The sequence below is a fragment of the Paenibacillus pectinilyticus genome, from assembly GCF_001700435.1.
GTDB classification, from domain to species: Bacteria; Bacillota; Bacilli; order Paenibacillales; family NBRC-103111; genus Paenibacillus_E; species Paenibacillus_E pectinilyticus.
Genome location: NZ_LYPC01000022.1, coordinates 200,423 through 225,773, shown reverse-complemented (window position 1 = coordinate 225,773; position 25,351 = coordinate 200,423). Strand labels below are relative to the sequence as shown.

Sequence of the window (25,351 nt, the reverse complement as noted above, 5' to 3'; positions counted from 1 at the left end):
TGAAACAAATTGTCTAACGATTTTTGAAACAATTTGATAGAAAGAAGTTTATTGCCTCTGAGACTTTATGTTTTAGAGGTTTTAGTTATTTTTTAGTGGAGTGCCCAAGTCTTAATCAATAATGATTTGAACGATTTTTAAGATAAATATAAGGCGTTTGCCGTTACTAGGACAGGTGTCCCTACATAGACATATGCTGATGAGAAAGGCATTTGCCATGAACAGGGATGGTGTAAAGTAGATGGCACAAACTCAGAAAAAGACAGGTACACGATTAACCGGAAGGATCGTATTTCCGGGCAATCCGTCATACAATGCGGCCAGAATGGAGTTCAATAGACGCTTTTCCAAATTTCCACAGGTCATTGTTTTTTGCAGGCGAACTCAGGATGTGATCAATGCAGTCAAATGGGCACGTGAGCGGGGCGTAAGGCTGCGAGTACGCAGCGGGCGGCACAGCTATGAGCCTTTTCGGCTGTAAATGGCGGTATTATTATCGATGTGAGCGAGATGAATAAGGTTAAGGTTGATCGAAAAAATATGGTGGCCATTATACAGACGGGAAATCCACTTGCCCGTGTGTACAAAAAGCTGTGGAATAAGCGTGTGACACTTCCGGCTGGGACTGCGCCCGATGTAGGCGTAGCTGGGCTTACCCTGGGAGGCGGCATTGGACTTCTGTCCCGGAAATATGGACTTACGTGTGATAACTTGAAACAAGTGAAGGTGATCGTAGCTTCGGGGCGTTTCGGGGCAAGGACGATTGTGGCGAACTGGAGGAAACATTCCGATCTGTGGTGGGCATCACGAGGCGGCGGGGGAGGAAATTTTGGCGTAGCTATAGCCTATACTTTTCGGGTTAGACCCATTTCAATGGTTTCTATATACAGCATCAACTGGAAATGGGGGGATTTGGAGAAGGTGTTACCGGCTTGGCAGCGCTGGGCCCCGTCTGTCACGTGCCGCTTAACCTCAACAATTGAAGTGGCTGCCAAGCAGGTAGGAACTATTGTATCTACCGGGCAATTACTTGGCGGTGCAGAAGAGTTGCGTCGATTGATTAGACCTCTCTTGCGAACAGGCACGCCGGTGAAGGTGATGGTGAAGACAGTGCCTTTTATTGAAGCAACCAAATTTTTCGCTGAGTCGGACCTAAATTTGGAACCGAAGTTTAAAATAACAGGTGCTTATGGTTTCCAACCCTTGCCTCGTGAAGGAGTACGAATTATACGTGACTTTTTATCCGAAGCACCCAACAGGCATTCTAGCGTTTGGAGTCAAAGCTTAGGTGGTGCAGGAAGCGCGGTAAGTCGAGTATCGCCTACTGCAACGGCCTATCCTCATCGGAAGGCTGAGACAATCTACGAATTGTCAGCCCGCTGGAGGAACAACAGGGAGCAGTAGCGGAATATTCAGTGGGTGAGAAGATTCCGGAGAGCGTTACGTACCTTTGTTAATGGGGATTATGTGAATTTTCCCGATTTGCAGATTAAGAACTGGCCCAGGGGTGTGAACTTTAGCAGATTGAAGCAGGTGAAACGAAAGTATGATCCTCATAATGTGTTTCGTTTTGCTCAGAGTATTCCAGTGGGTAAAAAGGTAAGAGAATAATAATACTCACACAAAGTGAAGAGGACAAAAACATATTACATTATCATCCGCGAATGACGCGTTTTTTTTATTTTTGGATACAACTTCTTGTCTTTTCCAAAAGACAAGAAGTTGTATTGTTTTCCGCGGCCGGCAACTGTCCCTTGTTTCATTTATGGTACGTGAGATTAACTCTCGGGCTTTTTTTCAAGTCCAGAGGGATTTACTTGTCCTCTTCTTCATTTGACTCTGATTTGGCAGCATCTTTAGTATACTCATCCTGATCGCTACCCCAAACATAATCGTAGTTAGTTATATCAGGTTTATAATCAGAGTCGTTTTTCTTAATATCCATTTGGAATATCAATCCTTTACTAATTAATTAGGTAATTCTAGTTGATTTGTAATTATAGGTGAAAAGTCCGTCATTGAAGCTTAGCTAGTTACGGTTCATCAATATATTCTTCTTCGCTCGGAATACTGTTCAAAAGGTTATTATCTTGTTTCTCATTTTGCTCGGTATCGCAGTTAACAATACACTTTATTATTTCTTCGGAGTTGTCTTGAATATTAGTGTACTCAACCATCCGTGTACCTCCTTTCATCGAAATTAGATTTTCCAATATCAAGAAAATTATTCGATCAGTGGTTTGGATGTTTCCATTAAAGTGAACGGGCAGCATTCCTATTATGAGTAAATACGAGGTCTGAGAAATAAAAAGACTCCCTAGTATGATGTTTATGGGTCCCTGATGCTGGCCAGCGTCGGATCCAAAACAAAACCAAAGGAGACTACAACATGCATTCTACTCAAAATGAACGAATCAAATCACTTTTTCTACTTTAATTATCGGAGTCGACATAGCAAAATTTAGACATGTGGCGAGAGCCCAAGACTTCCGAGGGGTCGAATTCGGGAAGCCACTTACGTTTGAAAACAATCGAGAAGGCTTTGTATTATTTGAGAGCTGGTTCAGGAAAATTGCCACGGAGCAAGGGTTCAAGGACGTCATAGTTGGTATGGAACCAACGGGTAACTATTGGCTAAACCTAGCCCATTTTCTTAAAGAAGAGCAAGTAAAATACGGCGTAGTGAATCCACTACACGTGAAGAAAAGTAAAGAATTAGATGACAATTCCCCAACAAAGAATGACATTAAGGACGCAAAAGTTATTGCACAGTTGGTCAAAGACGGGAGATACGCTGTACCGAGCCTTCCTCAAGGTGTTTATGCCGAACTGAGGGAAGCCATGAAAATTCGCGAGCACCTAACAACTGACCTTTGTGTTGTGCAAGCACGTGAACATAACTGGTTAGATCGGTATTTCCCAGAGTTTCTGACGGTATTTAAGGACTGGGAGTGCAAGTCCTCCATCCAAATGCTAAGTCTTAATCTACTGCCGCATGAGCTTGTTTCTGTGCCAGACGAGACGTTGCTGCAACATTTAAGAGAAGCAGCAAAGCGCGGGCTTGGTCTAGGTCGAATACAGAGTCTGAAGGTAGCAGCCGGCTGTTCTGTTGGCATCAGGCAAGGTTCTGAGTTGGCTAAAATGGAGTTAAAGTTGTTGCTGACACAGTAAGAATGGCTTAAGAGCAAGCTTGTGGAATTGGAAGCAAAGTTAGATGGACTGCTAGCGCAGATCCCTCATGTAAAGCAAGTATTGGCCATGAAAGGAATTGGCCGGGATACGAGAAGAGTTAGGTGACATTGACCAGTACCGACATCCAAAACAGATCACTAAGCTTGCTGGATTGAATTTGAAAACAAATTCATCCGGCACACATATAGGGCAAACCAGGATCACAAAGAGAGGTAGGAAACGCCTGCGTGCTCTGCTTTTTAGAGTGATGATGCCGTTAGTCGCTAAAAATTCAGCCTTTCGAACCCTACACGAGTATTACACCAAACGGTCTGTGAATCCATTAAAAAAGATGCAGTCTCTCATCGCGTTATGTAATAAGCTCATACGTATCCTTTTCGGTATCTTGCAGAAGGGCCATGAGTTTAGTAAAGAAAAAATGATCCAGGATATCCCTCGATTTGCGGAGATAACACAAGCAGCTTAATGAACGCTTTTTAATGTTGATGACCAAAGCAGAGTAAGATAACAAGAAGCACGGATGAGTCGGAAAGGCACTAAACTTACGGACAAAGATCCTGTCGGGCAGCATATCTGACCTCCACCTCATGGATAGGTTGAATGAAGGAATGTGGGAGCGTAGACTCTGCGAGATGTGGGAGGGTTGACCGCTATGAGCACATGTGGAGATCCAAAGGTGCAACCATACTTTTCCACGGTAACCACAAATTACAGCGGGTGGCTTAAGTGAAGAGCTTTTTACATTTTTCTCCATAGAGGGAGTATTGTTGAATAATCGGTCGAAAAATTTTAATGTAATAAAACTATAACGTTTGCTATAATTCCATAAAATGGTCATTGGATTGGAGTTGTTTGCTTTTATGAATATTATGTTTGTATGTACTGATAATTTTACTCGAAGTGTAATAGCTGAATTTTGTATGAAGGATTTTGTACACTGAAATAATAAGCCATCAATTAAGGTTGCTTCCGCAGGGATAAGAGCGAATAGTGATATTAGCAAGTATTCCAATATTCACTTTAATATTATGAATGAAATGAATATAGACACCGCTGACTTCAAAAGAACGCTTTTTGATGAAGACCACTTTAATGAGTACGATATCATTATTGCAATGAGTGAACTTCATAGAGATTACATTAAAGAGTACTACAATCGTGAAATCCCATTATTTAATGAAGTATACCGCGGACAAAAAACAGCAGTGAATATAGGTGCTCCCGACAGTGAAGATTTTGAAGAACAAATGAAAAAGTTGATTCAATACTTTTATGAAGCAACGCCCCGAATCTTACATAATCTAGAACAGAAGACAACCCTTTAAGAACGGGCAGGACACTTCCAATACATGCATGGTATCATTGTTATGAGAAATAAAGCATTAGACTGAAAGCAAAGTTTTAGAATGAGAAAATAAAATTGAAGACTAGGAATAGTTGCCTTTATAGCACAAGGAGGATTTTCATGGATAACAATCTGAGTCAATTGTTCGAAATTTCAATTACGCGTGTATTCAATGCCCCTCGCGAACTGGTATTTAAAGCATGGACAGAGCTCGGTCATTTCGCGAAATGGTGGGGACCAAAGGGGGGCATTCTCGAAATTGTTAAAATGGACGCTCATTCAGGTGGCGAGTTTTTAGGTATTCAGACGGCTCCTGACGGAAATCAGGTTATGTGGACAAAATTTGCATACCAAGAGGTTGTCGAACCTGAGAAAGTGGCTTATATCCGATCTTTTTCCGATGAGCAAGGCAATACGGTCCGAGCGCCTTTTAGCGTGAGCTGGCCACTTGAAATTATGAATATCATATCACTAGAAGATGACGAAGGTAAAACTATATTAAACCTGAAAGGTTGCCCTGTGAACGCTTCAGCAGAGGAACAGGAAGCCTACAAAGGTATGGTTCCAAAGCTTCAACAAGATATTGAGGGTACTTTTGATAAACTTGCCGACTATCTTGCCTTCCTGCATTAAAATGCGATAAGAAAGTTAATCTGCAAAAAAACTTAATCACTTTGAATATTACACGTTTTGCGCTAACGGTGAACGAGAGTTCAAGCATTATATTGAAATCAATTCACGAATGTTTCGGAGGGTTCTGAATGGTCATAGAATGGATTAATGAGAATTACAAGGAAGCTAGTAAAATATTTGACTCTACTCGGGAAGCTTATGAATGGGCAGATTTTCACTACTTCCTGACTTTGCAGGAGGTCATAAAGTTAACGTTGGCTATTCAACTCCTAATGATAAGGTTTACACATATTTATTCGAGCAACTCCCCAAATGGGCACGCTATAACAATATAAGTATTAATGTTAATACTTCTCAGGATTTAGTGGATGGGAATTTGATTCATAAAAACTGGATAACACAGTGTAACGAGTAATCAGAATTACTTTGAAGTTTTACATCATTCAACTAACGGGTAACTATAGTTGAATAGCAAAAAGGCTGCCGCGGCAGCCTTTTTTACATTATGGTAGCCTACATTAATGGGGATTCACTAACTTCACACATAATCTCTTAAACGTTGTAAATCTGCATTTTGCTGGCGGTACCCCTATTAACGCTAATCATTTTTTGTTAAATTGTTAATTGCGTTAGTTGTTGCATCAACAGCATTCATTGCAGCATCTTCAGTTGCTTCTAACCCTTTATGAACAGAATGAAATACAGCCCCTGCGGTATCCTTGATGTCCTCTGAGACATTTTGGGAATTTCGTTTGTTGTTTTGATTAGACATTTTTTCTCACCTCCTAAACGTATTTAATTTGTGTAAAAAAAAAATATGTTATTCAGATAAATACGGCGAAATTAATGGTTGTATCATTACTTCGTTAAGCAATTTACCGATATTGATTTTATTTGCGCAGCGCAGCCGGTAATCCATCGTTTGCGTTTGTCTGTTGAAGTAAAGGGCAGCATTCCTATTTATGAAGAAACGCTAGAAATAAAACTGCTAATGTATTAATCTCTGCTTCCTTTTTATAAAATTAATAATATGGATGGGAAGGATGAAAAGATGAAATACTTACGTAAGCATAGAGAAAGTAGCTGGATTCAACAGGGGGAAACTGTCATTGCCTTGAATACGGGCATTGGAATTAAATATCTTAAAACTGTTCAGGTGGAGGTTCCTGTATTGGAGCCTGGAGAACGAATGACAAGAGTCACCTTTCCTTTTAAATAGGCTGACTTCAGCGTTCACATTGATGATAAGCCCATGCTTTTTGCGCATGGGCCTATTTGATTTTTCAGAACTAACGTCAGCTATAATGCCCGATTTTGATGCAATAATGGCCGTTTTTACAATTTCGAGTAACCAATCGTGTAAACATCGGTAACATTGGCAACAATTTCTTAAACTATGGATAATTAATAGCGAACATTTGACTACTACAATGAATGAGGTAAGGCAAGCAAGAAGGCTGATAAGAGAGGAGATTCCCAGTGATAACCAAAGAAGCTGTTGCTTATGACATGAAGCCGATTGAACAATTGCAGGAGCGCAAGATCGTCAAGACACGCTCCCGAAGAAAAGCACGAGAAGCGTTGACGGGACTTGGCTATGCCCTTCCAGCGCTGGTGCTTCTGCTGCTTTTCCGTTACTGGCCGCTTGCATTTGGCATGTGGATGAGCTTATGGAAGTGGGGCTATGTGCCAGAGCGCTTCGTAGGGTTGGACAATTACATTCGTATTTTTACAGAGGATCTTGTTGTGAAAGATCCTACAGTCGGCTGGCAGCTCGGATCTGTTGGACATGGATTCGTCGTGACCATATTTTATGCAATTGGGACCATTCCATTGACACTGTTAATTTCATTCTTTGTCGCTTATGTATTATTTCATATAACCAGAGGAAAGACCTTGCTGCGCGTACTATTCTTTCTACCTTACATTACTTCTCAAGTTGCAGCAGCCATTGTTTTCAAATGGATTTTTCATCCGAGCGTGGGTCTTGCGAATTGGGCCGTACGCTACTTGGGCGGGACACCGCAGCAATGGCTGACAGACCCGGACCCGATCTTGATTAAGCTGATACGGCAGCTCGGCGGGCACTGGCCTTCTATGATTCCAACGGCCTTCGCAGGTCCGGCCTGGGCACTAGGCGTGATCATCCTGTTCTCAATATGGGGTAGCCTTGGCTTTCAAATTGTTGTGTTTTTATCGGGATTGACGCAAGTCCCTCATGATCTGACGGAGGCTGCCCGAATTGATAGCGCGCGAACTTGGCATATTATCCGGCATATAACACTGCCACTCCTGTCGCCAACCTGGTTCTTGCTAATTATTGTATCGATCATTGGCGCATTTGAGTCGTTTAACGCTTTCTATGTTTTTTCTGGAGGGGAAGGCGGCCCTCTAGGTTCCACAATGTCGTTGCCCTTGTATATTTTCAGAAGTTTCTATGTGTATGGTCAAGTTGGCTATGCATCTGCAGTGTCGATGGTGCTGTTTGTGTTTCTGCTTGGTTTAACTTGGCTGCAGCTGCGTTACGGCGAGAAAAAGGTTCACTATATGCACTAAAGCAGGTAGGAGGATTTAAGAATGAATGATTCGGTTGGAACAAGTCGTTCGTCCAAAATGATGTGGATGATCGTGTGGATTGGCGTAGTCGCGTTAGCCTTCTGCGTGGTTTTCCCCTTCGTGTGGATGATACTAACCTCGTTAAAAAGCGCTGAGGAAATCAATCGCATGCCGCCAACCTGGTTGCCCGAAGTATGGCATTTCAAGAACTACGTAGAAGCGTGGCTAAAGCCGGAATCGACGTTTGAGCGCTATTTTGTCAATACGGTGATCATTGCTGGTGTAGGCACTGCGCTCCAACTGCTCGTCTGTGTGCCGATTGCTTTTGCTATTACTCATTTCTCCTTTCGCGGCCGCAATCTTATCTTCATGATCGTCGTGATCACCATGCTCATCCCCTATGATGTTACCTTAGTGCCTAACTTTGTGACCATGCGGCATATTCCATTGGCAGGTGGCAACAACTGGGCGGGTGACGGAGGGCAAGGGTTCTATGACAGCTACATGGGTATGATGCTGCCGTTTTTAGCGGAAGCCTTCACGATATTTTTACTAAGACAAGCTTTCCTCTCTGTGCAAAAGGAGTATTGGGAGGCTGCTCAAGTGGATGGTATGTCCAACAGGCGATATCTGTGGACGGTGTTGCTACCGTTGGTGCTTCCTTCGTTAATTACGACGGCATTGCTTGCATTTATTGGAAAATGGAATGGAGTGCTGTGGCCCTTGCTGATTACTTCGAGCGAATCGCTCAGACCCTTACAGGTAGGTTTGTTGTATTTCGTCAGTGAGGAAGGGCCGAATTTCCACCATTTGATGGCTGCCGCCACATTTACAATCGCTCCGATTGTCCTACTTTATCTATTTGCGCAGCGATGGTTTCATCAAGGCATTACTTCGGCTGGACTTAAAGGATAAGATGCAAGCAGATTTTTAAGTTAAGAGAAGAAAGAACAATTACCTAACACCATGGAGGAATCATAGATGGAATGGCTGCAAAAAATTGAAATCGTATTGTTTGATTTAGACGGTACGCTTTATCAAGATGGTACATTTTACAAGCGCTATTTGGAATTGTTATTTGGAAATGGCGAGACTGTAGCAAACTTGGATGAGATTCTTGTGGAGATGGCGTCTTTACTGGAAGGCACGCACATCAGCAGCGTAGGGGATTGGTATTATCCAAGCACTGATACGTGGACACGTGAAACGCTGGGGAACAACCCGCCCTTGATTCATCGGAATTGGAAGGGGGTGGAAGTTGAGGTTGAGCCTGATCAAGCTCAGCAAATATCTCCCATCTATGCTGGGGATGCGTGGAGTTTAGTCAGTATCTTTGCTTTCAAGCATGGTGTAGGGGAAGCGCAGCGTCAGCAAGCCTTTCAGCAAGTGCGTAAGGAAATGCTTCAGGGCACATCGAGCTTTGAGCGTCATGCAGGACTCTATGAGGCTATCGGCCATTTGACCGATGTGCGATCCAAGCTGCTGCTTACAAATTCGCCAGCGAACACGGGACGTGAATTTATTGCCGCACTCGGCTGCAGCGAATTGTTTACCGAAATCGTTTATGGCGCGGAGAAACCAAGTGGGTTGGAACGTTTTATGACTGATTTGATGCTGCGCGAGGGACTGCAACCTGATCAAATTCTTTCAATCGGGGATCATGCGTGGAATGATCTGTATCCTGTACGCAAATTAGGCGGACGCACAGCTTGGATATCGGCCTATCTATCCTCAGACCCTTCGCAATGGGATGTGCAGCTGTCGACGCTTGATGAATTAGCGGCGTTATTAATGGATATTCAGCATGCTAAACATACACAAATTAGAGCTTAGAGGAGGACACGCAAATGAGTCATCAAGTTGTAGAGCACTTGACGTTTTACGGTGGATTGACCACGATTGGCGGTGTACATATCCTGTATACGTGCGGAGATACAGGTATCGTATTTGATCTAGGCATGGCTCGGGGATTCTTTAATGGCGATGTTCGCGTTCAAACAGATTCGGGTATTCGAAGCTTTATGCTTACTCGAATGGCTCCTCCCATTCTGGGTTTATACGATCCTTCTTTAGTTGGCGATCTGGGTGAAACTGAACTCAAGCAAGTGTGGGGCAAAGATCACTTACCGCAGGTGAGCAACCTGCATGGTTTTGTGAGCCACATCCATCAAGACCACATGGCCCTGCTGCCTTCCCTGCGTGCGGGACTTCCCCTCTGGATGCATCGGGATGCTTATGCGGTTTATGAGGGTGTCGTTGCTGCCGGAGAGTATGAAGATACGCAAGCGGATATCCGTCTGGTTGACGACGGGCAAATCGTCGATTTTGGTACATTCCGTATCGAATTCATCGAGGTGGATCATGATAGTCCCGGAGTTACGGGCTTCATTATTCATGGACCGAAGCACCGTATTGCTTTCACGGCTGACTGGCGTCGTCATGGGAGGAATTCACATCGCCTGGATCGCTTCATTGAGCGATGTCAAACCGTTGGTGTTGATCTGCTCATCACCGAGGGGACTCGGATGCGTCCGGATACACTGTTCCGCAAGCCTAAGGATCGTCTTGAGATCGAAGTGGCAGTTGAGTGCCGCCGTGCAATGGAAGATACGGAAGGCTTAGTGTATGTAAATGTTCTTGCTCGCAACGTGGAGCGCGTCGCTGATCTCATCGTTCGTACCCAGGAAGCGGGACGTCAGCTTGTGATGGATGAAAGCACAGCTGTACTCTGGAAGGAGGCCGCTGCCAAACTGGTTGTCTTGAAAGGTCATCTGGCATTGGAAATGGATCAGAAGGTTATTCGACTGTTGAGCACACCGAATTGGTCAAAGGGGCCTCACCCGGTCAAGGATGTCGAACTTCCTTATGCGTCAATTACGCAGAATGAAATTAGAGCGGATAAATCAAAGTATGCCGTTTATCTAACGTATCCACATATCCCTCTGATCGCAGAGTTAGAAATTGGCGAATCACAGACAGCGACATCGATTTATGTGCATGCGGATGGTAATCCGTTGACGCCTAATGATGAGACGCTGCTGAAGTGGCTTACCGAATTTGGCGTCCAGTATCGATACTGTGCAACAGGTGGTCATGCCTCACCACAGGAAATTATGGAATTAACGACACGAATTGCTCCTCGCTTAGTCGTTCCGCTGCATAGCTTACACCCGACCCTGTTCAACAGCGGAGGCGTGCGCAAGTATTGTCCGACTCCAGGAGAGAGCTTTGAGCTGTCAGAACTCGTTGGTAAGCAGCTAACTGTTTAGATAGACTTTTTCACACCACACATAATATTTGAAGGAGTGATCTTTATGTATTTATCTAAAAAGTTTCCTGTTTGGAAAGTGTCATTGGCCTCTCTCTTGCTTCTAACAACAATTGGCTGTGGAACACAGCAAGCAGCGCCTGCCGGCAATCAGCCGGATAAGAAGGCCGAATCTCAGGTAGCGCAAGGCATTGAACTCGGCAAAAACGGACCGATAACAATTGATTTCTGGCATATTCAGGCAACCATTTACGGAGATGCGATCAAAGAAATGGTGGCAGCCTTTAATAAGGAATATGAAGGCAAAATTATTGTCAAAGAGGTCTTCCAAGGCACCTATGACGATTTGAATAAAAAAGTGCGTGCTTCTCTGCAAGGCGGTGGTTTACCAACAGTAGCAATGTCCTATGAGAGCGACACATTGGAATATATGAAAGCTGATAAAATCGTTCCACTTGACGCATATATCAATGATCCGGTTTATGGATTGAATAAAGCAGCACTTGACGATATTATGCCAGGCGTATTAGCTCGTCAGCGCATCCCAGAATATAACGGCAAGACGATGAGCTGGCCACACGGCAATTCCTCAATGGGTGTTTACTACAACAGCGATTTGCTGAAGAAAGCAGGCTATGATAAGCCGGCGGCCACCTGGCAGGAATTTGAAAAGATGGCTTTGGACATCACAGATAAATCCGGTGTTCCTGCTTTGGTGATGAGCAATGCCAATAATGGCGGAACGTTCCGTACATGGTTACGCACTTACGGCATTGATCCCATTGCTTTGGATCAGAGCGGTGTTAACTACGACAATCCGCAGGCGCTGGAATTGGCTAGTATGATCAAGAACTTGGTAGATAAGAAAGCAATCCTGTTCGCTCAAGATACAGAGCAAGAATTCACAAACGGCCGAGCAGCTATGGAAATTGGCACAACAGCGCGCACTAGTTCTAAGCTTGATTTAGTGAAGGATAAATTCAAATGGGGTGTAACGCTAATTCCGCAAGGCAAGAGCGGCAGCAAAGTAACGGAGCTTTATGGCGGCAATCAGATTCTGTTCAAAACGACGCCAGAGAAACAACTTGCGGGTTGGTTATTTTTGAAATATTTTGCTGAATCCAAAGCACAAGCGATCTATGCATCAAAGACGGGTTATTTCCCAGCAACCTTATCTGCTCAAAATACGGATTTACTGAAGAAGAACTATACCGATAACCCACAGAAAAAACAGGCTTTCGATGAAGTGTTTCCTTATGCACGAATCGATGTATCTAGCGCTGCTCGCAGCAAAATGGATACAACAGTAGGCGAGGCATTGCAGGCAATGACTGCTGGCAAGTTAGCTCCGGCAGATGCGTTGAAGAAAGCGCAATCCGATGCCACCAAAACGCTTAAAGAGTTCAAGTAATCAGAAACACATAGGCAACAGGCTCCCTGTTAAGCGCAATAATGGCTTATGCGGGGAGCCTTGTTGTACTAGCAGCTTGGGAGGAACTACGTTGAACTCTATTCGTCGAAGAAATGAAATTATCATGGAAGTGCGGCGTGTAGGAAGCGTTGCTGTCGATGAATTAATGCTGACTTATGGTGTCTCGGTGGAAACGATCCGCCGGGATCTACGCATTTTGGACGAAAAAGGCATTCTTCGCAGAACGTATGGCGGTGCGGTTAAAAGAGAGCAAACCACTTGGGATATGCCCTATTATGATCGCATGCAGTTGAATTTGGAGCGTAAAGAAGCTATAGCCCGCGAAGCTGTGCTTTTATTGGAGGAGGGAGATAGTGTCTTTCTTGATGGCAATACCTCCGGCCTTGTACTATCGCGCTTTATTCCGGACGATAAAAACTTGACGATCGTGACGAATTCGGCGATGGTAGCTCTGAATTTAATTCAGAAGAAGGGCAAGCTAAACGTCTACATGGTTGGCGGCGAAGTGGGGGAAGATGGAATGTCATTTGGCTATAAGCTGCACTGCGAGCTTCGTCAATACCGCTTTGATAAGGCTCTGTTTTCTTGCATGGGATTCGGTTCAGAGGGAATCTATTATTCCAAATGGGAGCCACTGCAAATAGCGCAGATGCTGGTTGAACAGAGCAATCACCTGATTCTCATGGCAGATTCTTCCAAGGCCAATCGCGGTGGCTTTCTGTTTGGCATGGAGCTGAGTCGCATTCATACGTTAGTGACTGACGAAGGAACACCACACGAAATGCGCGAGAGCCTCCGGGAAACGGTGCGCAACCTGATAGTCACCACTAGTGACTAGAATAGGCTAAAACATAGAGTGGACGAATAAGAACAATTTTTTCCCAGCATCAAACATCAGTTTTCACATGATTGCTTTTTGTAATCGAAACTGGGAGTTCTGATTGAAAAATCTAACTGTTCATCTGTAATTCTAATATCGTCGCTCAACTAACTGGGAACTTTAGCTCAATAGTAAAGTGTAGTCTAATACTTAATTTTATCCGTCACTTACGTAAACAAGTAGATATACGTAAAATCAAACACGCGTTAGATAATTTCCTGTAACTACTTACGAATGGATGTAATCTGATATGGCACGTCCCAAAACAGTAACGAGTGACAATAATTTATGCTTAGCAGAAGATTGCAATAATCCTATCAAAGCAAAGGGATTATGCGCAAAACATCATCAAAGAAAGTTTAGAACAGGCTCCACAAAGTTAAGATCACAAATGAAGCAGAAGGAGTTTCTTCAACGTATATGTAGAGTGGCTGGATGCAATGTTCTGAGTGTTAGGTTAGGTTTGTGCCAAGAGCATTTAATTGAGTTTCAATTATAAGTTTTGATGTTGCTACATCATTAAAACTTCATTACTCGAACCGGTAACGCTAGTTCGATTACAACATGAAATGGCAGCCATCCGACGCGGATTGGTTGCCTTTTCTCAAGTAAACATTCCTGTTAAGGCTAAGAAATGGCCTTTGTCAAAAAAGGAGCGCCTCGGTATGATGGGTTTGTCCCGGGCTTAAAACCCAACACCATCAAGGAGGCGCTCTTATTATGAATTTTAAACAATCAGAAGTGCAAAATCAACGAATTGAACGAATTACCACATCTCATCTTGTTATAGGTATCGATATGGCTAAGGAAACTCATGTGGCGCAAGCTACAAATTTCCGTGGAATCGTGCTCTCGAATCGACACATCTCATTTAGTAATACCATAGAAGGCTTTGACAAGCTGCAACGCTGGATAGACGGAATTCAACAAAAGCACCGTTTGAACCGTGTAATCATTGGCATGGAACCCACCGGACATTATTGGTGGAACTTAGCGAATTGGCTTACAAACAAAGGCTCGAATGTCGTCCTAGTGAATCCAGCCGCCACCAAAAGAAACAAGGAGAATCGCGATAATAGTCCGTCCAAGAGTGATCCGAAGGATGCGCTTGTCATCGCGGATATTGTAAGTCGTGGTTATTATTATGAACATACAAGGCAAGCCCAAGAATTCCAAAGATTACGTACCCTAATGAGCGATCGGGAGTTCTGGGTCGCCTATAGTGTCCGGTTGCAGAATCGGATTATCCGTTGGTTAGATATTCGATTTCCAGAGTATACATCGGTGTTTAAGGATTGGTCTTGCAAACGTTCTATGGCCACATTGAAAGAATTACCATTACCGCAAGATCTTGCGTCACGATCCATTCCCGATATGATTACGACTTGGAGAAAGCATATGCACAGAGCAGGCGGTTCTACAGGCACGCAGAAAGCTGCTGAGCTTATTTCTCAAGCCAAGCGGAGCGTGGGGGATGTTACGGCTTTAGCTGAGGCAAAGCGAGATTTAGAACGATTAATTGCAGAGTATGAACGCGTCGCAGAAATGCTAGGGGAGATGCAGAAGCAAATCCTAGCTATACTTAATGAAATTCCGATGGCAAGTCAGCTTCGCTCCATTAAGGGGCTTGGCCCCATATTTGTTGCAGCGATTTTAGCTGGTGCGGGTGATCTAGGACAGTATGCTCATGGTCGTCAGTTGCTGCGAAAAGCCGGTCTTAATTTAGCTGAAAGTACCTCGGGAAAACGGAAGGGACAGATCGTCATATCAAAGCGAGGAGATTCTACCTTACGTAAGTATTTGTTTCTCGCTACGCTACAGCTCATTGGTGTAAATCCTGTATTTCGAGAGTTACATGAGTATAACGTTAAGGTTAAGCATATGAAGAAGCTCAGATCCGTATTTAAACTGCTTGGAAAAGTAGCTCGAATCTTAATCAGCATTGTCCAAAAAGGTGAAATATTTACGCCCGAAAAGGCAAGTCACATAATTGCGCAAGCTGCATAAATCTGCAAATAATACGTAGATTGACTCATTCGCAGGATCTTACAAAGAACGCACGGAGAACCGAGTTCCTGCCCGAGTAGGGCTTTGACCCGTCCGCTAAACGCAATCGGTCTCCACATCTTGGAAAAGTATAACGATGGAATGTTAGGGCCTAGACCCGTAGAGCCATGGGATGGTAAACTTCCAGGTATTTGTGGAATATGCGTGCAGTAGAGTGAACTTTAGGGGAATGGATTTTACCGCTCCTCTGTTCCCGCACGCGTATAATTAAAGAATCTAATCCATAGGACTTCGTTTTCTAAGCGGTCGTTATTTTCAAGGTAATGAAATCCTGCGAATGAGTGAGGATACGTTAGATAAACCGTTAAAATCGAGGGACGGGCAGATATCTATAATTGGAAGGATTCATTTGTCTTTGCCGCCCCGTTATACATCCAATATAATTAAGGTCATCAAGGTTACACATAGGAGAAACTCACCAATGAAAAAGCTATCCATTATTTTCGTAACTGCCTTGGCCCTATCCCTCATTGGGTGTAGCGCAACAACGCAGAAGGCCGCAGTTACAAAGAACTCGACGACGACTCAGCCGATTAGTTCAAGTAGTTCTACCCAGTCCGCTTCGTCGGCAAGCAGCCCCACTAGTTCGGAGTCCGAGATTCTGGCCAAGCTCATGACCTATACCAATGCACATTCGCCAGGCCCCACGAAGGACTATTACTGGGAGAACGGGGCTGCCCGCTTGTCGGGATTCGATGGCATGAAGGCAGGCGACTATCACTTCACATCTGACAGTCAGGAGCGCTCGGCCACTGCTCGGGCGGTTCTGACCTATGCGGAGTTCAAGGCTTCGAAAGGCGAACGACAAGGTACGCCACTCGATCCACCTGCTTGGCCTGCGCACAATCCCAAAGTGGCAATTGGTTATTCTTTGACCGGCAAGACCTATCATGGTTATCTCTATAATCGCAGTCATTCGATTGCGGATAGTCTGCTTGGCAAGGGCTCTTACACTTCGCCCTATAATTTTACGACAGGCACGCGCAGTCAAAATGTCGGCGCGGATCAGAATGGCGGTATGCGAGTGGCAGAAGAGAAGGTAGAAAGTTTCTGGAGTAGCCATGTCAATACCAGCGTGACGATTGAATATGAGACGACCCCGCTGTATTCCGGTAATGAGACTATACCACGCGGCTCCATCGTCGATGTGAACTCGTCTGATGGCTCGCTCAATTTCGAGATTATCGTCATCAACGACGCGGAAAGGTATACAATCAACTACAACAGCGGCGCAGATACCAGCATTTCGCAATAAGCGCCTGCCGCGCTAGCGACCCAGCGGCGCATAAATAGCTGTTGAAGTAACGGGCGCGATAGTAAAATAAAGGAAGTTATTGAGGCTGCCGTGAATATTTACGGTAGCCTCGTTAAGCTAAAGGGCAGTAGAGCTTGGGTTTATCTGAAACTTTTCCCCAATATTTGGAGTCTTATTAATGTAAATTAATATATAATTAGGGGGACATTTAAATATGTACAATACTATTATTTTTGATGTGGATGGAACATTAATTGATACAGAAAAAGCCGTATTAGGTTCACTTCAGAAAATGCTAGTAGTGGAATATGGCAGACACATTGAACTAGTAGACTTGTCATTTGTTCTTGGAATTCCTGGGGCAAAATCATTACCTCAACTAGGAATAGATGATATAGACAAAGCTAATGAACGTTGGAATTTTTTTATGAAGGATTTTTTTAATTCAATTGAGGTATTCGATGGTATTTTTGACGTTGTCAGTGACTTACAGAATCGGAATATCAGCCAAGGAATTGTAACTTCAAAAACAAATATAGAATTAAGGGATGATTTTGAACCATTCGGACTAATGAATTACTTAACCCATATTGTATGTGCAGATGATACTAAAAAGCATAAACCTAATCCTGAACCTTTATTGAAGTTCTTAGAAATATCTGATGCTAAACCAGAGCTATCAATCTACATTGGCGATACAATATACGATTATGAATGTGCAAGAGATGCAGGTATAGATTTTGGATTAGCTCTTTGGGGCTGTAAAAATCACGAAAAAATAAACTCTAAATATAAATTCAAACGACCATTAGATATTATTAATTTACTAGAAGCGACACGTGACATCCATTAAGTTTCAATCCGCTATCTGGGAACTATAGTTTAATACCGGAATACTGCCGTTTGGCATGTAATGTCATCAACGAGTCATGGAGGAGATGGAGTGTATCGAACTATTGTTTTTTTTCTAATCGGTATTGTGTTGTTCATTGTAGCAGGTTGCTTATCCAGAACAAGCGTTTCATTAAAAGCTTGTAAACAACCACCTGACGTAGTGGAATGGGTTGGCAAAACTTATCAATTGAAGGCAGAGAATACTTCAATAGAACCTGGAATGAAATATGGCTGGTTAACATGCGCCGACGGTGAATTTGAACTCTCTTATGATGATAGCAAACCGGGTACAATTACTGTATACAGTGCAGAACCACATCCAAATAGTGAAATAATTATGATTGGTGATTGGGGTAGAGTATTGTATGCGCCGGTGGAATTGAATCGTTAATTGAATAAAAACTTCAAAAGAGAGCTGCTGAGCATAATCGTTCAGCAGCGTTGTCCGCTAACGGATAACGATAGCATTCCAGTAGAGCGTTAATTTTGAGCTTTGCAAAAAAAACGAGCTCCTCGCTCCTCGGTACTATGGGAGTACGTACGGGGTCGTAGCCCTTAAAATCCCATCCCATCAGTGTTCAGAAGCTAGTGGCGCTGTCTTTCGGAGGTTAATGATGAAAACCTATCTAATATTAATATTCATACTAATTACATGTTTATTGGTAGGCTGCAATAATGAGGCACCCTTCAGTCAGCATCAAGTCAAAACAGTATATCTAAATACTAGTTCATACGAAAGCAATCAAGAATACCAACAGATGTTAGAATTAATTAATCGAAGTGCAAAAGCAATTAATGAGAGAGACAGTAAAGCATTACTTGAATTATTCTCAGATAAAATCGAGAATTCTAAAAATCTAGCATTATCTAACTATGACTATCAAGCGAAGATCCAAGAAACGAAGTTGTTGAAATTGGATCAACCAATTTTTCAAACCAATGAGACCGATCCCAATAAAACGAATGTTTCAATAACTGTCGAGTATCTCGAAAAGGATAGTAAAGATACAAAAAAAGAATCTAGAACGTACTACTGTCAAAAGGTTGATAATAAATGGGTTATTGCTTTTATTGATTAATTCAACCTTGAATAAAGTGGGTTAGTGCAGAGTGAAAAGGTGGGTATGTGTGTCCATTCTACACCACAAAGCGAAGGTGTTGAATCGCTTACGTATGCGCTTTTTGACATCTCCATCTTATTGAGCTATGTATCATCTAAAAAATGAAGATGAAGATAACCTATTCAACATCGGAAGAATAAAACGCTCGCTAAACTAAAGATAAACTATAGCGTAATTAAACTTTAAGTCAGAGGCTGCCGAGTAACCGGCAGCCTCTTCTCAACAACTAAAGGGCAGTTTAGTTATAATTGTTCTCTATATGCAATGACTTGTAACATTTTGTTATTATTAGTGGAGTAGCACCTATAACTAATATGCAAAAATCTGTAATAGATAACGTACAGAAAAGAGAGGAATATAACCAAGTGACTCAGGAAGAAGTGTTAAAAGGCGGTAATGTAAATCATATAGTCCGTAAGGCGAACACTGTACGCCGCCCTATAGGTTATTGGAGTGTGAGTGTTCATGAACTACTCAAACATTTGGAACAACAAGGCTTTGAGGGAGCACCAAGATTTCTCGGAATCGATGACTCTGGTCGTGAGATATTGACATTTATTTCTGGAGAAGTTCCAGGTAACAATTATCCAAAACTTGAACCTTACATGTGGTCGGACGAAACGCTTGTGGGTTTGGCACGGCTTTTGCGTCGTTTCCATGATGCGACTAAAGCGTTCACTCCCAATACGGAGGACAGATGGCAACTTAGCTATGCCGACGTTGCCGAACACGAAGTGATCTGTCATAATGACGCAGCGTTGTATAATGTTGTCTTTCAAAAAGGGGCTCCTGTGGCGCTGATTGATTTCGACATGGCAGGCCCAGGTCCGCGTATGTGGGACATTGCTTACTTCCTTTACACATCCGTTCCGCTTGCGAGTTTCGCACCTGAAGATCCTACTGGAACAACGGTAGCATACCAATACGAAATACACGCGGTAGAGCGCCGTCGGAGAATTCATTTGTTTTTTGAAGCTTATGGAATTCCCATCCCTAATAATCTGCGGGAGTGGATTATTCAACGTTTGATGGTACTGTGTGATACGTTGAGAAATGGTGCAGCCGACGGGAATCCTGCCTTTCAAAAAATGGTTGATGAGGGTCACTTGGCGCATTATGAGAGTGAGATTCGTTTTGTAATAGATCATTTCGAAGATTGGATATAGAAATCGAATATTCCGCTAACGAATAACGATAGTGAAATTAAGCAGATTGCCGCGACGGCAGTCTGCTTTGTTCGTTGAAGAACGGGCAGTTTAGCGTAACAAAACATATATCAAGCCGTATATTTAGTTAGTGGAAATTTACTAGGAGGAACTAATGAAATATTTCACTAAAGAGTGGTATGAAGAAGCGCAGATAAGAAGTTTTTTGATTTTTCATGAAACGAAGAAAGATTGGGAAGATGACATTGCTTGGTATGAATCTGAGGGTTTGAACTTCAAAGAAATTTGTAAGCAAAACTTAGAGAATAAAAGAGCTGATTTACTCAAATATCTCCCAGCATTCTTTCATCCCTATATTCAAGACGGAACGTTAAACTCACAATTTCCTTCTGAAGAACTTAGAAAAATGGCTGAACAATGGCGATTAGAGTATGATGAGCGAACGAAATCAAAAGGAGTTACCTATCGGAACTACTATGACTTTATTAAAAGGTCACTCCCCGAGAATGTTATTCAATTGTTTGAAAAGTCATTACACGATGCACGAGTAACTTCGATTGAGATGCCTTTGAAGGACACGTTTATCATGACATTGGATTGTAGAGGCGGTTATCATTATTTAACGGATGTAAAGTTAACCTTTACGGGAGTGGGGAATTTACAGCCTAAAAACTTAAGCGTAGGTAGTAGTTGGCTTTATGATGAAGTTTACCTCACAGAAACAGGTTTTGAACTTAGTGTGTTATTAGAAGGTCCATTAATGGAGTTCACGATCTCAGCCGAAAACGTTAAAATCGAGGTTATTTCATAATTCATGATTGAGCTAACGGGTAACGCTAGTTCATTTAGTAATATTGAAAAAGGAAAATTCGTGCATTCTAGCGATTTTGAAGGGTATATTGAGTATCAGTCAAGCGAAGAAGCAAAAAGCAAAACAGGATTTCAAATGATTAAAGATGATGATGGTATTTGGAATGTTTCATTTACACCTATTCAATAACTAAAATACCTTCGCTCAACTATCGGATAACGATAATAAAATATTTACAAGAGGAGCAGGCGCTGTGGTGATCTGCTCTTATTCATTGAAGTAAAGGGCAGTAGAGCGTATGTTCTTTGGCACTTCGGGCAGAAGAGTGTAGAAAAAGAGGTGGTAAAAAGCCAACGAGTTATTCGTAACTTTACAGGTTTGTATGGTAGAATAAGGGAAATTAGAGGGTGGGGTATAGGAGGAATTAGAATGAAATTAAAAACAAAACTAATTGCCATTACAGCCACATGTTTAGTGTCGGCAAGCATATTTTCCATATCCGCAACAGCTTCAAAAAATGTAAAAGATGTTCTCTCTCTGAAAACTCTAGCTAAGGCAGCTATGGATAAGGAAACGGCTGAACACAATAAATTGGATGCGATGCCCGACCAAACAAGAGAGGAAAAAGATGCGAAAAACCTGCAAGGTATTAAAGTTAAGAGTCTCGGGATTGAAACAAGAAGGCTCCAACTTGAAGCTGATCCTGACGATACTGAAAATTTCGCCAGGCAGTTAGATTCAGCCATAGAAAACTGGTCAATGGGTATCAATGAATTTAAGGATGCCGCGAAAAGATATAACGACGATACGTATCTCAAAAAGGCAGAAGAATCAGAAAAAATGATCGAACGGTTTAAAAAAGGAAGAGAAGAATACCAAAAAAATGAAAAGACCGTACATCAACTCCGTATAGAACTCAATATTCCTGTAAATTAATTTCTGAAATTGTTGAGTGCTCAACTAACGGTGAACTATAGTTCAAAATCAAAAGGGCTGCCGCGTGCAGCCCTTTACTCAGCTAACGGGTTAGTTCAATTAAAATTAATAATTCTCTTGTTCAAATATTACAGATTATGCCATAATCAAGCACCCTATAAATTCTCCCGAACACAACCTTATATGAGTTGGATTACAGGTGCTTTCTTTACCACAAAAATTATGAAGCAATAATTATTCTTGGCGGGTCATTTTTACTCATAGAACAAAACGTGAAGAAAGAAATTTTTGAAAGGTTACTGATATAACAGAAAGGTGGGAGATTTTTGATAGAAACAAACCGTCTTATAATTAGAGAAATGGCGCAGTCCGATTATAATGCATTGTGCAGAATATTGTGTGTTGAGGAAGTAATGCGTGTTGTTTATGAAAGTGCATTCAGCTTAGAAGAAGCACAAAATTGGCTTAACAGACATCTTAAAAGATATGAAGAGTATGGCTTTGGACTTTGGGCTGATGTATTAAAAGAAACAAACGAAATGATTGGTCAATGTGGCTTGACAATGCAAGGCTGGAGAGAAAAAGAAATTTTGGAGTTAGGATATTTGTTTCAAAAAGCGTATTGGCACAAAGGTTACGCAACAGAAGCGGCAATTGCTTGCAAGGAATACGCTTTCTTAGTTCTTAATGCAAGTAGCATTTATTCTATTAAGATATGGAATTTTTTCTGTATTCTGTAGAGCGAACAAAATAAGCATAATTTACAATTTACTACAAATGGCAAAACATCCTTTTCAACTAACGTGAACGAGAGCTAAGTAAATGTTCAGACTGCGCAAGAACTCCCATATACACTTTTGTATAAAATACGGATTTTGTGTAGAAGTACAAAAGAAAATGAAGTCTTTAAAGGTGGAAAACTTTGCATTTTTTCTCATAACGGTCGTGCAGCCATTTTTCCATATCCTCATACTGATAATTGGCGTTCCACTGCCATATCTTCAGTACTTCGACCATCGCTGCAGTATCTTGTTCGAGCTTTTCTCGGTGTTAGAACGCAATTTATCAAATAATTCGTATATGTTTTATTCTCAATGGTGCTGCGCTCCAGATGAGAATAACGTCCCATTTCCATGAGTAGTTTAGCTGATCCCTCGCTGCGATCCTCCATCAAGTTCGGGATGTTTAACGAGTACATCGCCCCACATGAGTATCTTCTTTCCATGGCCACGCACCATGTCGAACATCTTTTCGGCGTATTCTATATAAATTCCGCCAACGCCAATCTCATCGGCATGCGATTTGCTCTGTCCGGTTCCCAACCCAAAGGGTTTTATAACAGAAGCCTTCCATATAGAGCTGCAAATGATTATATTTCAGTTCGGATAACCGATCTATTAAACTCTAACGGGGAAATCGGGCTCGTCTTCAATCAGGCAATGTGCCCATTCCTCTTCTCCCTTCTGACCATCGATCAATTGACCTGTGGTAAGCAAAGCATAAGTGCAGTGCCCTTGCGCCGTGCTGCAAGCAAGGCGCAGACCATCCGCCTCCCAGGCCAGCTCATATCCTTGCGGATGTAACCCGGCGCGGTATTCCACAACTACAGCTGTGGTTGCCTCTCCTTGCGCAGATAAGCTTTTCGTTGCTCCTGCGGCTTCGAGTGCCGCAGCGAGAAAGTCAGAGACACCCACTTGCTCGGTCAATTGTTCAGCAACAAGATCGATCGCCTTTACGTCTAATCGTTTCGCTGCGAAAGAGCTATTTCCAAAAGCCGTATATCGACGTGGCTGAGGGTGGAAATAAATAGGAGTAGTCATTGTTACCCCACCTCTCCATTTAATTTGCGAAGCATTTCGGTAAGCCTAAGCTCTGTGAATTTCCCTCCGCTGAACGACAATAATCCACGTAGCGGCATATGTTCCATAAACGTTTTCAACATCGCTGAATGCTCAGACCCTAATGCAGCAGCGAAAGGTAAGTTGGAGATCAACTGTGCGACGATCGCCTCACCCACGGGTGTCGCACCAATCTCTGACAACGTCCAATTACGGTGAAACACCTGCTTGCGTTCTGTAGTCGGATTCTATGGTCACCGTCTCAGACAGGATGATATCTTGTGAGGATTGGGCAATAAGCAATTCGAAGTCGCCAGTCTCCACGGTCCAATCACAAGCACCAACATCATAATAGGCAAAGCTGCGTTTATTAAGATGAAACGTCAGTGTTTTGAATTGCCCTGGCGCGAGCTCGACTTTCTCAAATCCTTTAAGCTCTTTGTCTGGCCGAATAACCGAGCTTTCTATATCCCGCACATAGAGTTGAACGACCTCTTGTCCTATGCAAGATCCGGTATTGGTCACGCATACAGATACGTTTAATAATTCGGTGTCCTTCAGCGCTTTCTTATTCACCTCGCATAATCTCATATCTGTCATTCAAATCAGGATCGTTGCTTAGTATGAAAAATTCATGTTATTGTTTTCTTCCGATAAATACGTTCTTCATCTAGAATAAACATCCATCCAACCTACTAAAAAAGCGTTCACCCCGCAGAGTGAACGCCTAATTACTTCAAACTTTTTCATCAACACATACACTGAACTTAGTCTAATGCCCCGTAAATGGCAGCACGCAGTCGAGGATGAATGAAGGGCTCAAGGCTCGGCAGCAGCTGCTGCATGTACACGACGGATAATTCTTCCTTAGGATCGATTAACAAGTAAGAACCGGCTAGACCGGCCCAGCCGAACTCACCGATCGATCCGTTGATGCCGCCTGCCGCAGGATCGATCATAACACGGACTCCCAAACCATAGCCATAACCACTCATTTGCGGCCAGTTAAAATCGTTAATCTGTTGTGGATTTAAATAATTGGTAGCCATCAAATGAACTGTTTTCTGGCTAAGAATCCGCACCCCGTCCAGCTCCCCGCCCTTCGCGAGTACCTGCGCAAATCGGCTGTAATCGCCGATCGTCGAAAGTAGGCCTGCTCCTCCGCTCTCATGAAGGCTTTCAGGTTGATAGCGGGCGTCCATCCTGGTATTAGGAGTAAGCGTACCATCTTCTGCACGATCGTACATGGTGCATAAACGTTCCCGCTTATCCTCCGCGATCCGAAATGAGGTGTCGATCATTCCTAACGGAGCGAAAATTTCCTTCTGTAGAAACTCTCCGAGTGTTTGTCCGGACAGCACTTCGATCAATGCTGCCAAGACATCATGGCTTGTACCATACTTCCAGTGCGTGCCGGGATCGAAAGCCAGTGGAACTTCTGCCAACGCTTTGGACAAAGTCTGCATGTCTACGGTCGCTGCAGCGCTCTCCATGATTACACGGGTTTGCCGTTCGGTTTCCGTGCCGTCACCACCATATGTAAGCCCAGAAGTCATCGTGAAAAGATCCTTGATCCGGATCGGACCCACTGCAGGGGATAAAGACTGTGTACCATATTCGTTATATCGGTACACCTGCGTATTTTTGAACTCCGTCAGGTATTCCTCCAACGGATCGTTAAGCAGAAAAAGTCCTTTCTCAAAAAGCATGAGTGCCGCTGCGCAGGTAATTACCTTAGTCATCGAATATATCCGATAGATTGTATTCGGAGTGATCTCCTTCTTCTTCTCCAAATCCGCATAACCCAGGGTTTCTTGATAAACAACTTCTCCACGCCGCACAACGGTACAGGCACAGCCGGCAGGCCCTTTTTCCATGACACTCTTAAGTAGCGGTGTCAATCGTTCATTCAGTCGCTTACTTGGGTTCATTTTACGATCCCCTCCCAAAAATGATT

The 25,351-nt window shown here is 43.0% G+C and carries 27 protein-coding genes and 2 pseudogenes; 21 read left to right on the top strand and 8 right to left on the bottom strand.

What is annotated here, in order from left to right:
- Nucleotides 1-241: 241 nt before the first annotated feature.
- Nucleotides 242-1,611, top strand: a pseudogene (locus A8709_RS17325) (FAD-binding oxidoreductase).
- A gap of 202 nt (nt 1,612-1,813) precedes the next feature.
- Here the strand turns inward: A8709_RS17325 and A8709_RS35460 are convergent.
- Together A8709_RS35460 and A8709_RS34650 are read right to left on the bottom strand one after the other, a co-directional pair.
- On the bottom strand, nt 1,814-1,945 hold the full coding sequence (locus A8709_RS35460) for a hypothetical protein (RefSeq protein WP_279615879.1): 132 nt from the start codon (nt 1,943-1,945) through the stop codon (nt 1,814-1,816).
- An 88-nt stretch (nt 1,946-2,033) separates the two neighbouring features.
- Nucleotides 2,034-2,177: a hypothetical protein gene (locus tag A8709_RS34650; RefSeq protein WP_167357113.1), complete on the bottom strand. Its 144-nt coding sequence runs from the start codon at nt 2,175-2,177 to the stop codon at nt 2,034-2,036.
- Nucleotides 2,178-2,418: 241 nt separating this feature from the next.
- Between A8709_RS34650 and A8709_RS17320 the strand changes: the two are divergent.
- The 3 genes and pseudogenes from A8709_RS17320 to A8709_RS17310 all read left to right on the top strand — a co-directional run bounded on the left by A8709_RS17320 (nt 2,419) and on the right by A8709_RS17310 (nt 5,170).
- A pseudogene (locus tag A8709_RS17320) lies at nt 2,419-3,658 on the top strand (IS110 family RNA-guided transposase).
- A 490-nt stretch (nt 3,659-4,148) separates the two neighbouring features.
- Nucleotides 4,149-4,517, top strand: coding sequence for an arsenate reductase/protein-tyrosine-phosphatase family protein (locus A8709_RS17315; protein ID WP_084225063.1), 369 nt, complete (start codon nt 4,149-4,151; stop codon nt 4,515-4,517).
- 140 nt (nt 4,518-4,657) lie between these two features.
- Entirely contained in the window at nt 4,658-5,170 is a 513-nt protein-coding gene (locus A8709_RS17310) for an SRPBCC family protein (RefSeq protein ID WP_065853612.1), read from the top strand.
- A gap of 598 nt (nt 5,171-5,768) precedes the next feature.
- Here the strand turns inward: A8709_RS17310 and A8709_RS34645 are convergent.
- Nucleotides 5,769-5,942, bottom strand: a complete 174-nt coding sequence (locus tag A8709_RS34645) for a hypothetical protein (RefSeq protein WP_167357112.1) — start codon at nt 5,940-5,942, stop codon at nt 5,769-5,771.
- Between the two features lie 279 nt (nt 5,943-6,221).
- On the opposite strand from A8709_RS34645, the gene A8709_RS34640 reads away from it, so the two are divergent.
- The 17 genes from A8709_RS34640 (at nt 6,222) to A8709_RS17225 (ending at nt 22,296) form a co-directional block, all read left to right on the top strand.
- Nucleotides 6,222-6,389 carry a hypothetical protein gene (locus tag A8709_RS34640; RefSeq protein WP_167357111.1) on the top strand — a complete coding sequence of 56 codons (168 nt, stop codon included), beginning with the start codon at nt 6,222-6,224 and terminating at the stop codon, nt 6,387-6,389.
- A 260-nt stretch (nt 6,390-6,649) separates the two neighbouring features.
- Nucleotides 6,650-7,726 carry a carbohydrate ABC transporter permease gene (locus A8709_RS17300; protein WP_065853610.1) on the top strand — a complete coding sequence of 359 codons (1,077 nt, stop codon included), beginning with the start codon at nt 6,650-6,652 and terminating at the stop codon, nt 7,724-7,726.
- 21 nt (nt 7,727-7,747) lie between these two features.
- Nucleotides 7,748-8,641 carry a carbohydrate ABC transporter permease gene (locus tag A8709_RS17295; RefSeq protein ID WP_084225061.1) on the top strand — a complete coding sequence of 298 codons (894 nt, stop codon included), beginning with the start codon at nt 7,748-7,750 and terminating at the stop codon, nt 8,639-8,641.
- Nucleotides 8,642-8,707: 66 nt separating this feature from the next.
- The gene (locus tag A8709_RS17290) at nt 8,708-9,559 is read left to right on the top strand and encodes an HAD family hydrolase (RefSeq protein WP_065853609.1); all 852 of its coding nucleotides are present in this window, start codon (nt 8,708-8,710) and stop codon (nt 9,557-9,559) included.
- A 14-nt stretch (nt 9,560-9,573) separates the two neighbouring features.
- On the top strand, nt 9,574-10,995 hold the full coding sequence (locus A8709_RS17285; protein WP_065853608.1) for an MBL fold metallo-hydrolase: 1,422 nt from the start codon (nt 9,574-9,576) through the stop codon (nt 10,993-10,995).
- Nucleotides 10,996-11,040: 45 nt separating this feature from the next.
- The gene (locus tag A8709_RS17280) at nt 11,041-12,405 is read left to right on the top strand and encodes an ABC transporter substrate-binding protein (RefSeq protein ID WP_065853607.1); all 1,365 of its coding nucleotides are present in this window, start codon (nt 11,041-11,043) and stop codon (nt 12,403-12,405) included.
- Nucleotides 12,406-12,496: 91 nt separating this feature from the next.
- Nucleotides 12,497-13,264 (top strand): DeoR/GlpR family DNA-binding transcription regulator, encoded by a 768-nt coding sequence (locus A8709_RS17275; protein WP_065853606.1) that lies wholly within the window; start codon nt 12,497-12,499, stop codon nt 13,262-13,264.
- Nucleotides 13,265-14,026: 762 nt separating this feature from the next.
- The gene (locus A8709_RS17270) at nt 14,027-15,313 is read left to right on the top strand and encodes an IS110 family RNA-guided transposase (protein WP_065853605.1); all 1,287 of its coding nucleotides are present in this window, start codon (nt 14,027-14,029) and stop codon (nt 15,311-15,313) included.
- A 481-nt stretch (nt 15,314-15,794) separates the two neighbouring features.
- The gene (locus A8709_RS17265) at nt 15,795-16,628 is read left to right on the top strand and encodes a DNA/RNA non-specific endonuclease (protein WP_065853604.1); all 834 of its coding nucleotides are present in this window, start codon (nt 15,795-15,797) and stop codon (nt 16,626-16,628) included.
- Nucleotides 16,629-16,842: 214 nt separating this feature from the next.
- The gene (locus tag A8709_RS17260) at nt 16,843-17,481 is read left to right on the top strand and encodes an HAD family hydrolase (RefSeq protein ID WP_065853603.1); all 639 of its coding nucleotides are present in this window, start codon (nt 16,843-16,845) and stop codon (nt 17,479-17,481) included.
- Nucleotides 17,482-17,571: 90 nt separating this feature from the next.
- The gene (locus tag A8709_RS17255; protein WP_065853602.1) at nt 17,572-17,913 is read left to right on the top strand and encodes a hypothetical protein; all 342 of its coding nucleotides are present in this window, start codon (nt 17,572-17,574) and stop codon (nt 17,911-17,913) included.
- Nucleotides 17,914-18,136: 223 nt separating this feature from the next.
- The gene (locus tag A8709_RS17250; protein ID WP_065853601.1) at nt 18,137-18,601 is read left to right on the top strand and encodes a hypothetical protein; all 465 of its coding nucleotides are present in this window, start codon (nt 18,137-18,139) and stop codon (nt 18,599-18,601) included.
- 356 nt (nt 18,602-18,957) lie between these two features.
- Entirely contained in the window at nt 18,958-19,809 is an 852-nt protein-coding gene (locus A8709_RS17245) for a phosphotransferase (RefSeq protein ID WP_065853600.1), read from the top strand.
- Between the two features lie 154 nt (nt 19,810-19,963).
- Nucleotides 19,964-20,620, top strand: a complete 657-nt coding sequence (locus A8709_RS17240; RefSeq protein ID WP_065853599.1) for a DUF4085 domain-containing protein — start codon at nt 19,964-19,966, stop codon at nt 20,618-20,620.
- A gap of 3 nt (nt 20,621-20,623) precedes the next feature.
- On the top strand, nt 20,624-20,809 hold the full coding sequence (locus A8709_RS17235) for a hypothetical protein (RefSeq protein ID WP_065853598.1): 186 nt from the start codon (nt 20,624-20,626) through the stop codon (nt 20,807-20,809).
- A 240-nt stretch (nt 20,810-21,049) separates the two neighbouring features.
- Complete coding sequence (locus A8709_RS17230) at nt 21,050-21,556, top strand: hypothetical protein (RefSeq protein ID WP_065853597.1); 507 nt, start codon at nt 21,050-21,052, stop codon at nt 21,554-21,556.
- Nucleotides 21,557-21,882: 326 nt separating this feature from the next.
- Complete coding sequence (locus A8709_RS17225; protein ID WP_084225057.1) at nt 21,883-22,296, top strand: GNAT family N-acetyltransferase; 414 nt, start codon at nt 21,883-21,885, stop codon at nt 22,294-22,296.
- 402 nt (nt 22,297-22,698) lie between these two features.
- On the opposite strand, the gene A8709_RS34635 is transcribed toward A8709_RS17225, so the two are convergent.
- The 5 genes from A8709_RS34635 to A8709_RS17200 all read right to left on the bottom strand — a co-directional run bounded on the left by A8709_RS34635 (nt 22,699) and on the right by A8709_RS17200 (nt 25,325).
- On the bottom strand, nt 22,699-22,878 hold the full coding sequence (locus A8709_RS34635; protein ID WP_065853596.1) for a hypothetical protein: 180 nt from the start codon (nt 22,876-22,878) through the stop codon (nt 22,699-22,701).
- Between the two features lie 75 nt (nt 22,879-22,953).
- Nucleotides 22,954-23,376: a glycoside hydrolase family 20 zincin-like fold domain-containing protein gene (locus A8709_RS17215; RefSeq protein ID WP_065853595.1), complete on the bottom strand. Its 423-nt coding sequence runs from the start codon at nt 23,374-23,376 to the stop codon at nt 22,954-22,956.
- A 2-nt stretch (nt 23,377-23,378) separates the two neighbouring features.
- Entirely contained in the window at nt 23,379-23,597 is a 219-nt protein-coding gene (locus tag A8709_RS17210; protein WP_065853594.1) for a hypothetical protein, read from the bottom strand.
- A gap of 7 nt (nt 23,598-23,604) precedes the next feature.
- The gene (locus tag A8709_RS17205) at nt 23,605-23,985 is read right to left on the bottom strand and encodes a fibronectin type III-like domain-contianing protein (protein WP_208607697.1); all 381 of its coding nucleotides are present in this window, start codon (nt 23,983-23,985) and stop codon (nt 23,605-23,607) included.
- 176 nt (nt 23,986-24,161) lie between these two features.
- Complete coding sequence (locus A8709_RS17200) at nt 24,162-25,325, bottom strand: serine hydrolase domain-containing protein (protein WP_065853592.1); 1,164 nt, start codon at nt 25,323-25,325, stop codon at nt 24,162-24,164.
- Nucleotides 25,326-25,351: the final 26 nt, after the last annotated feature.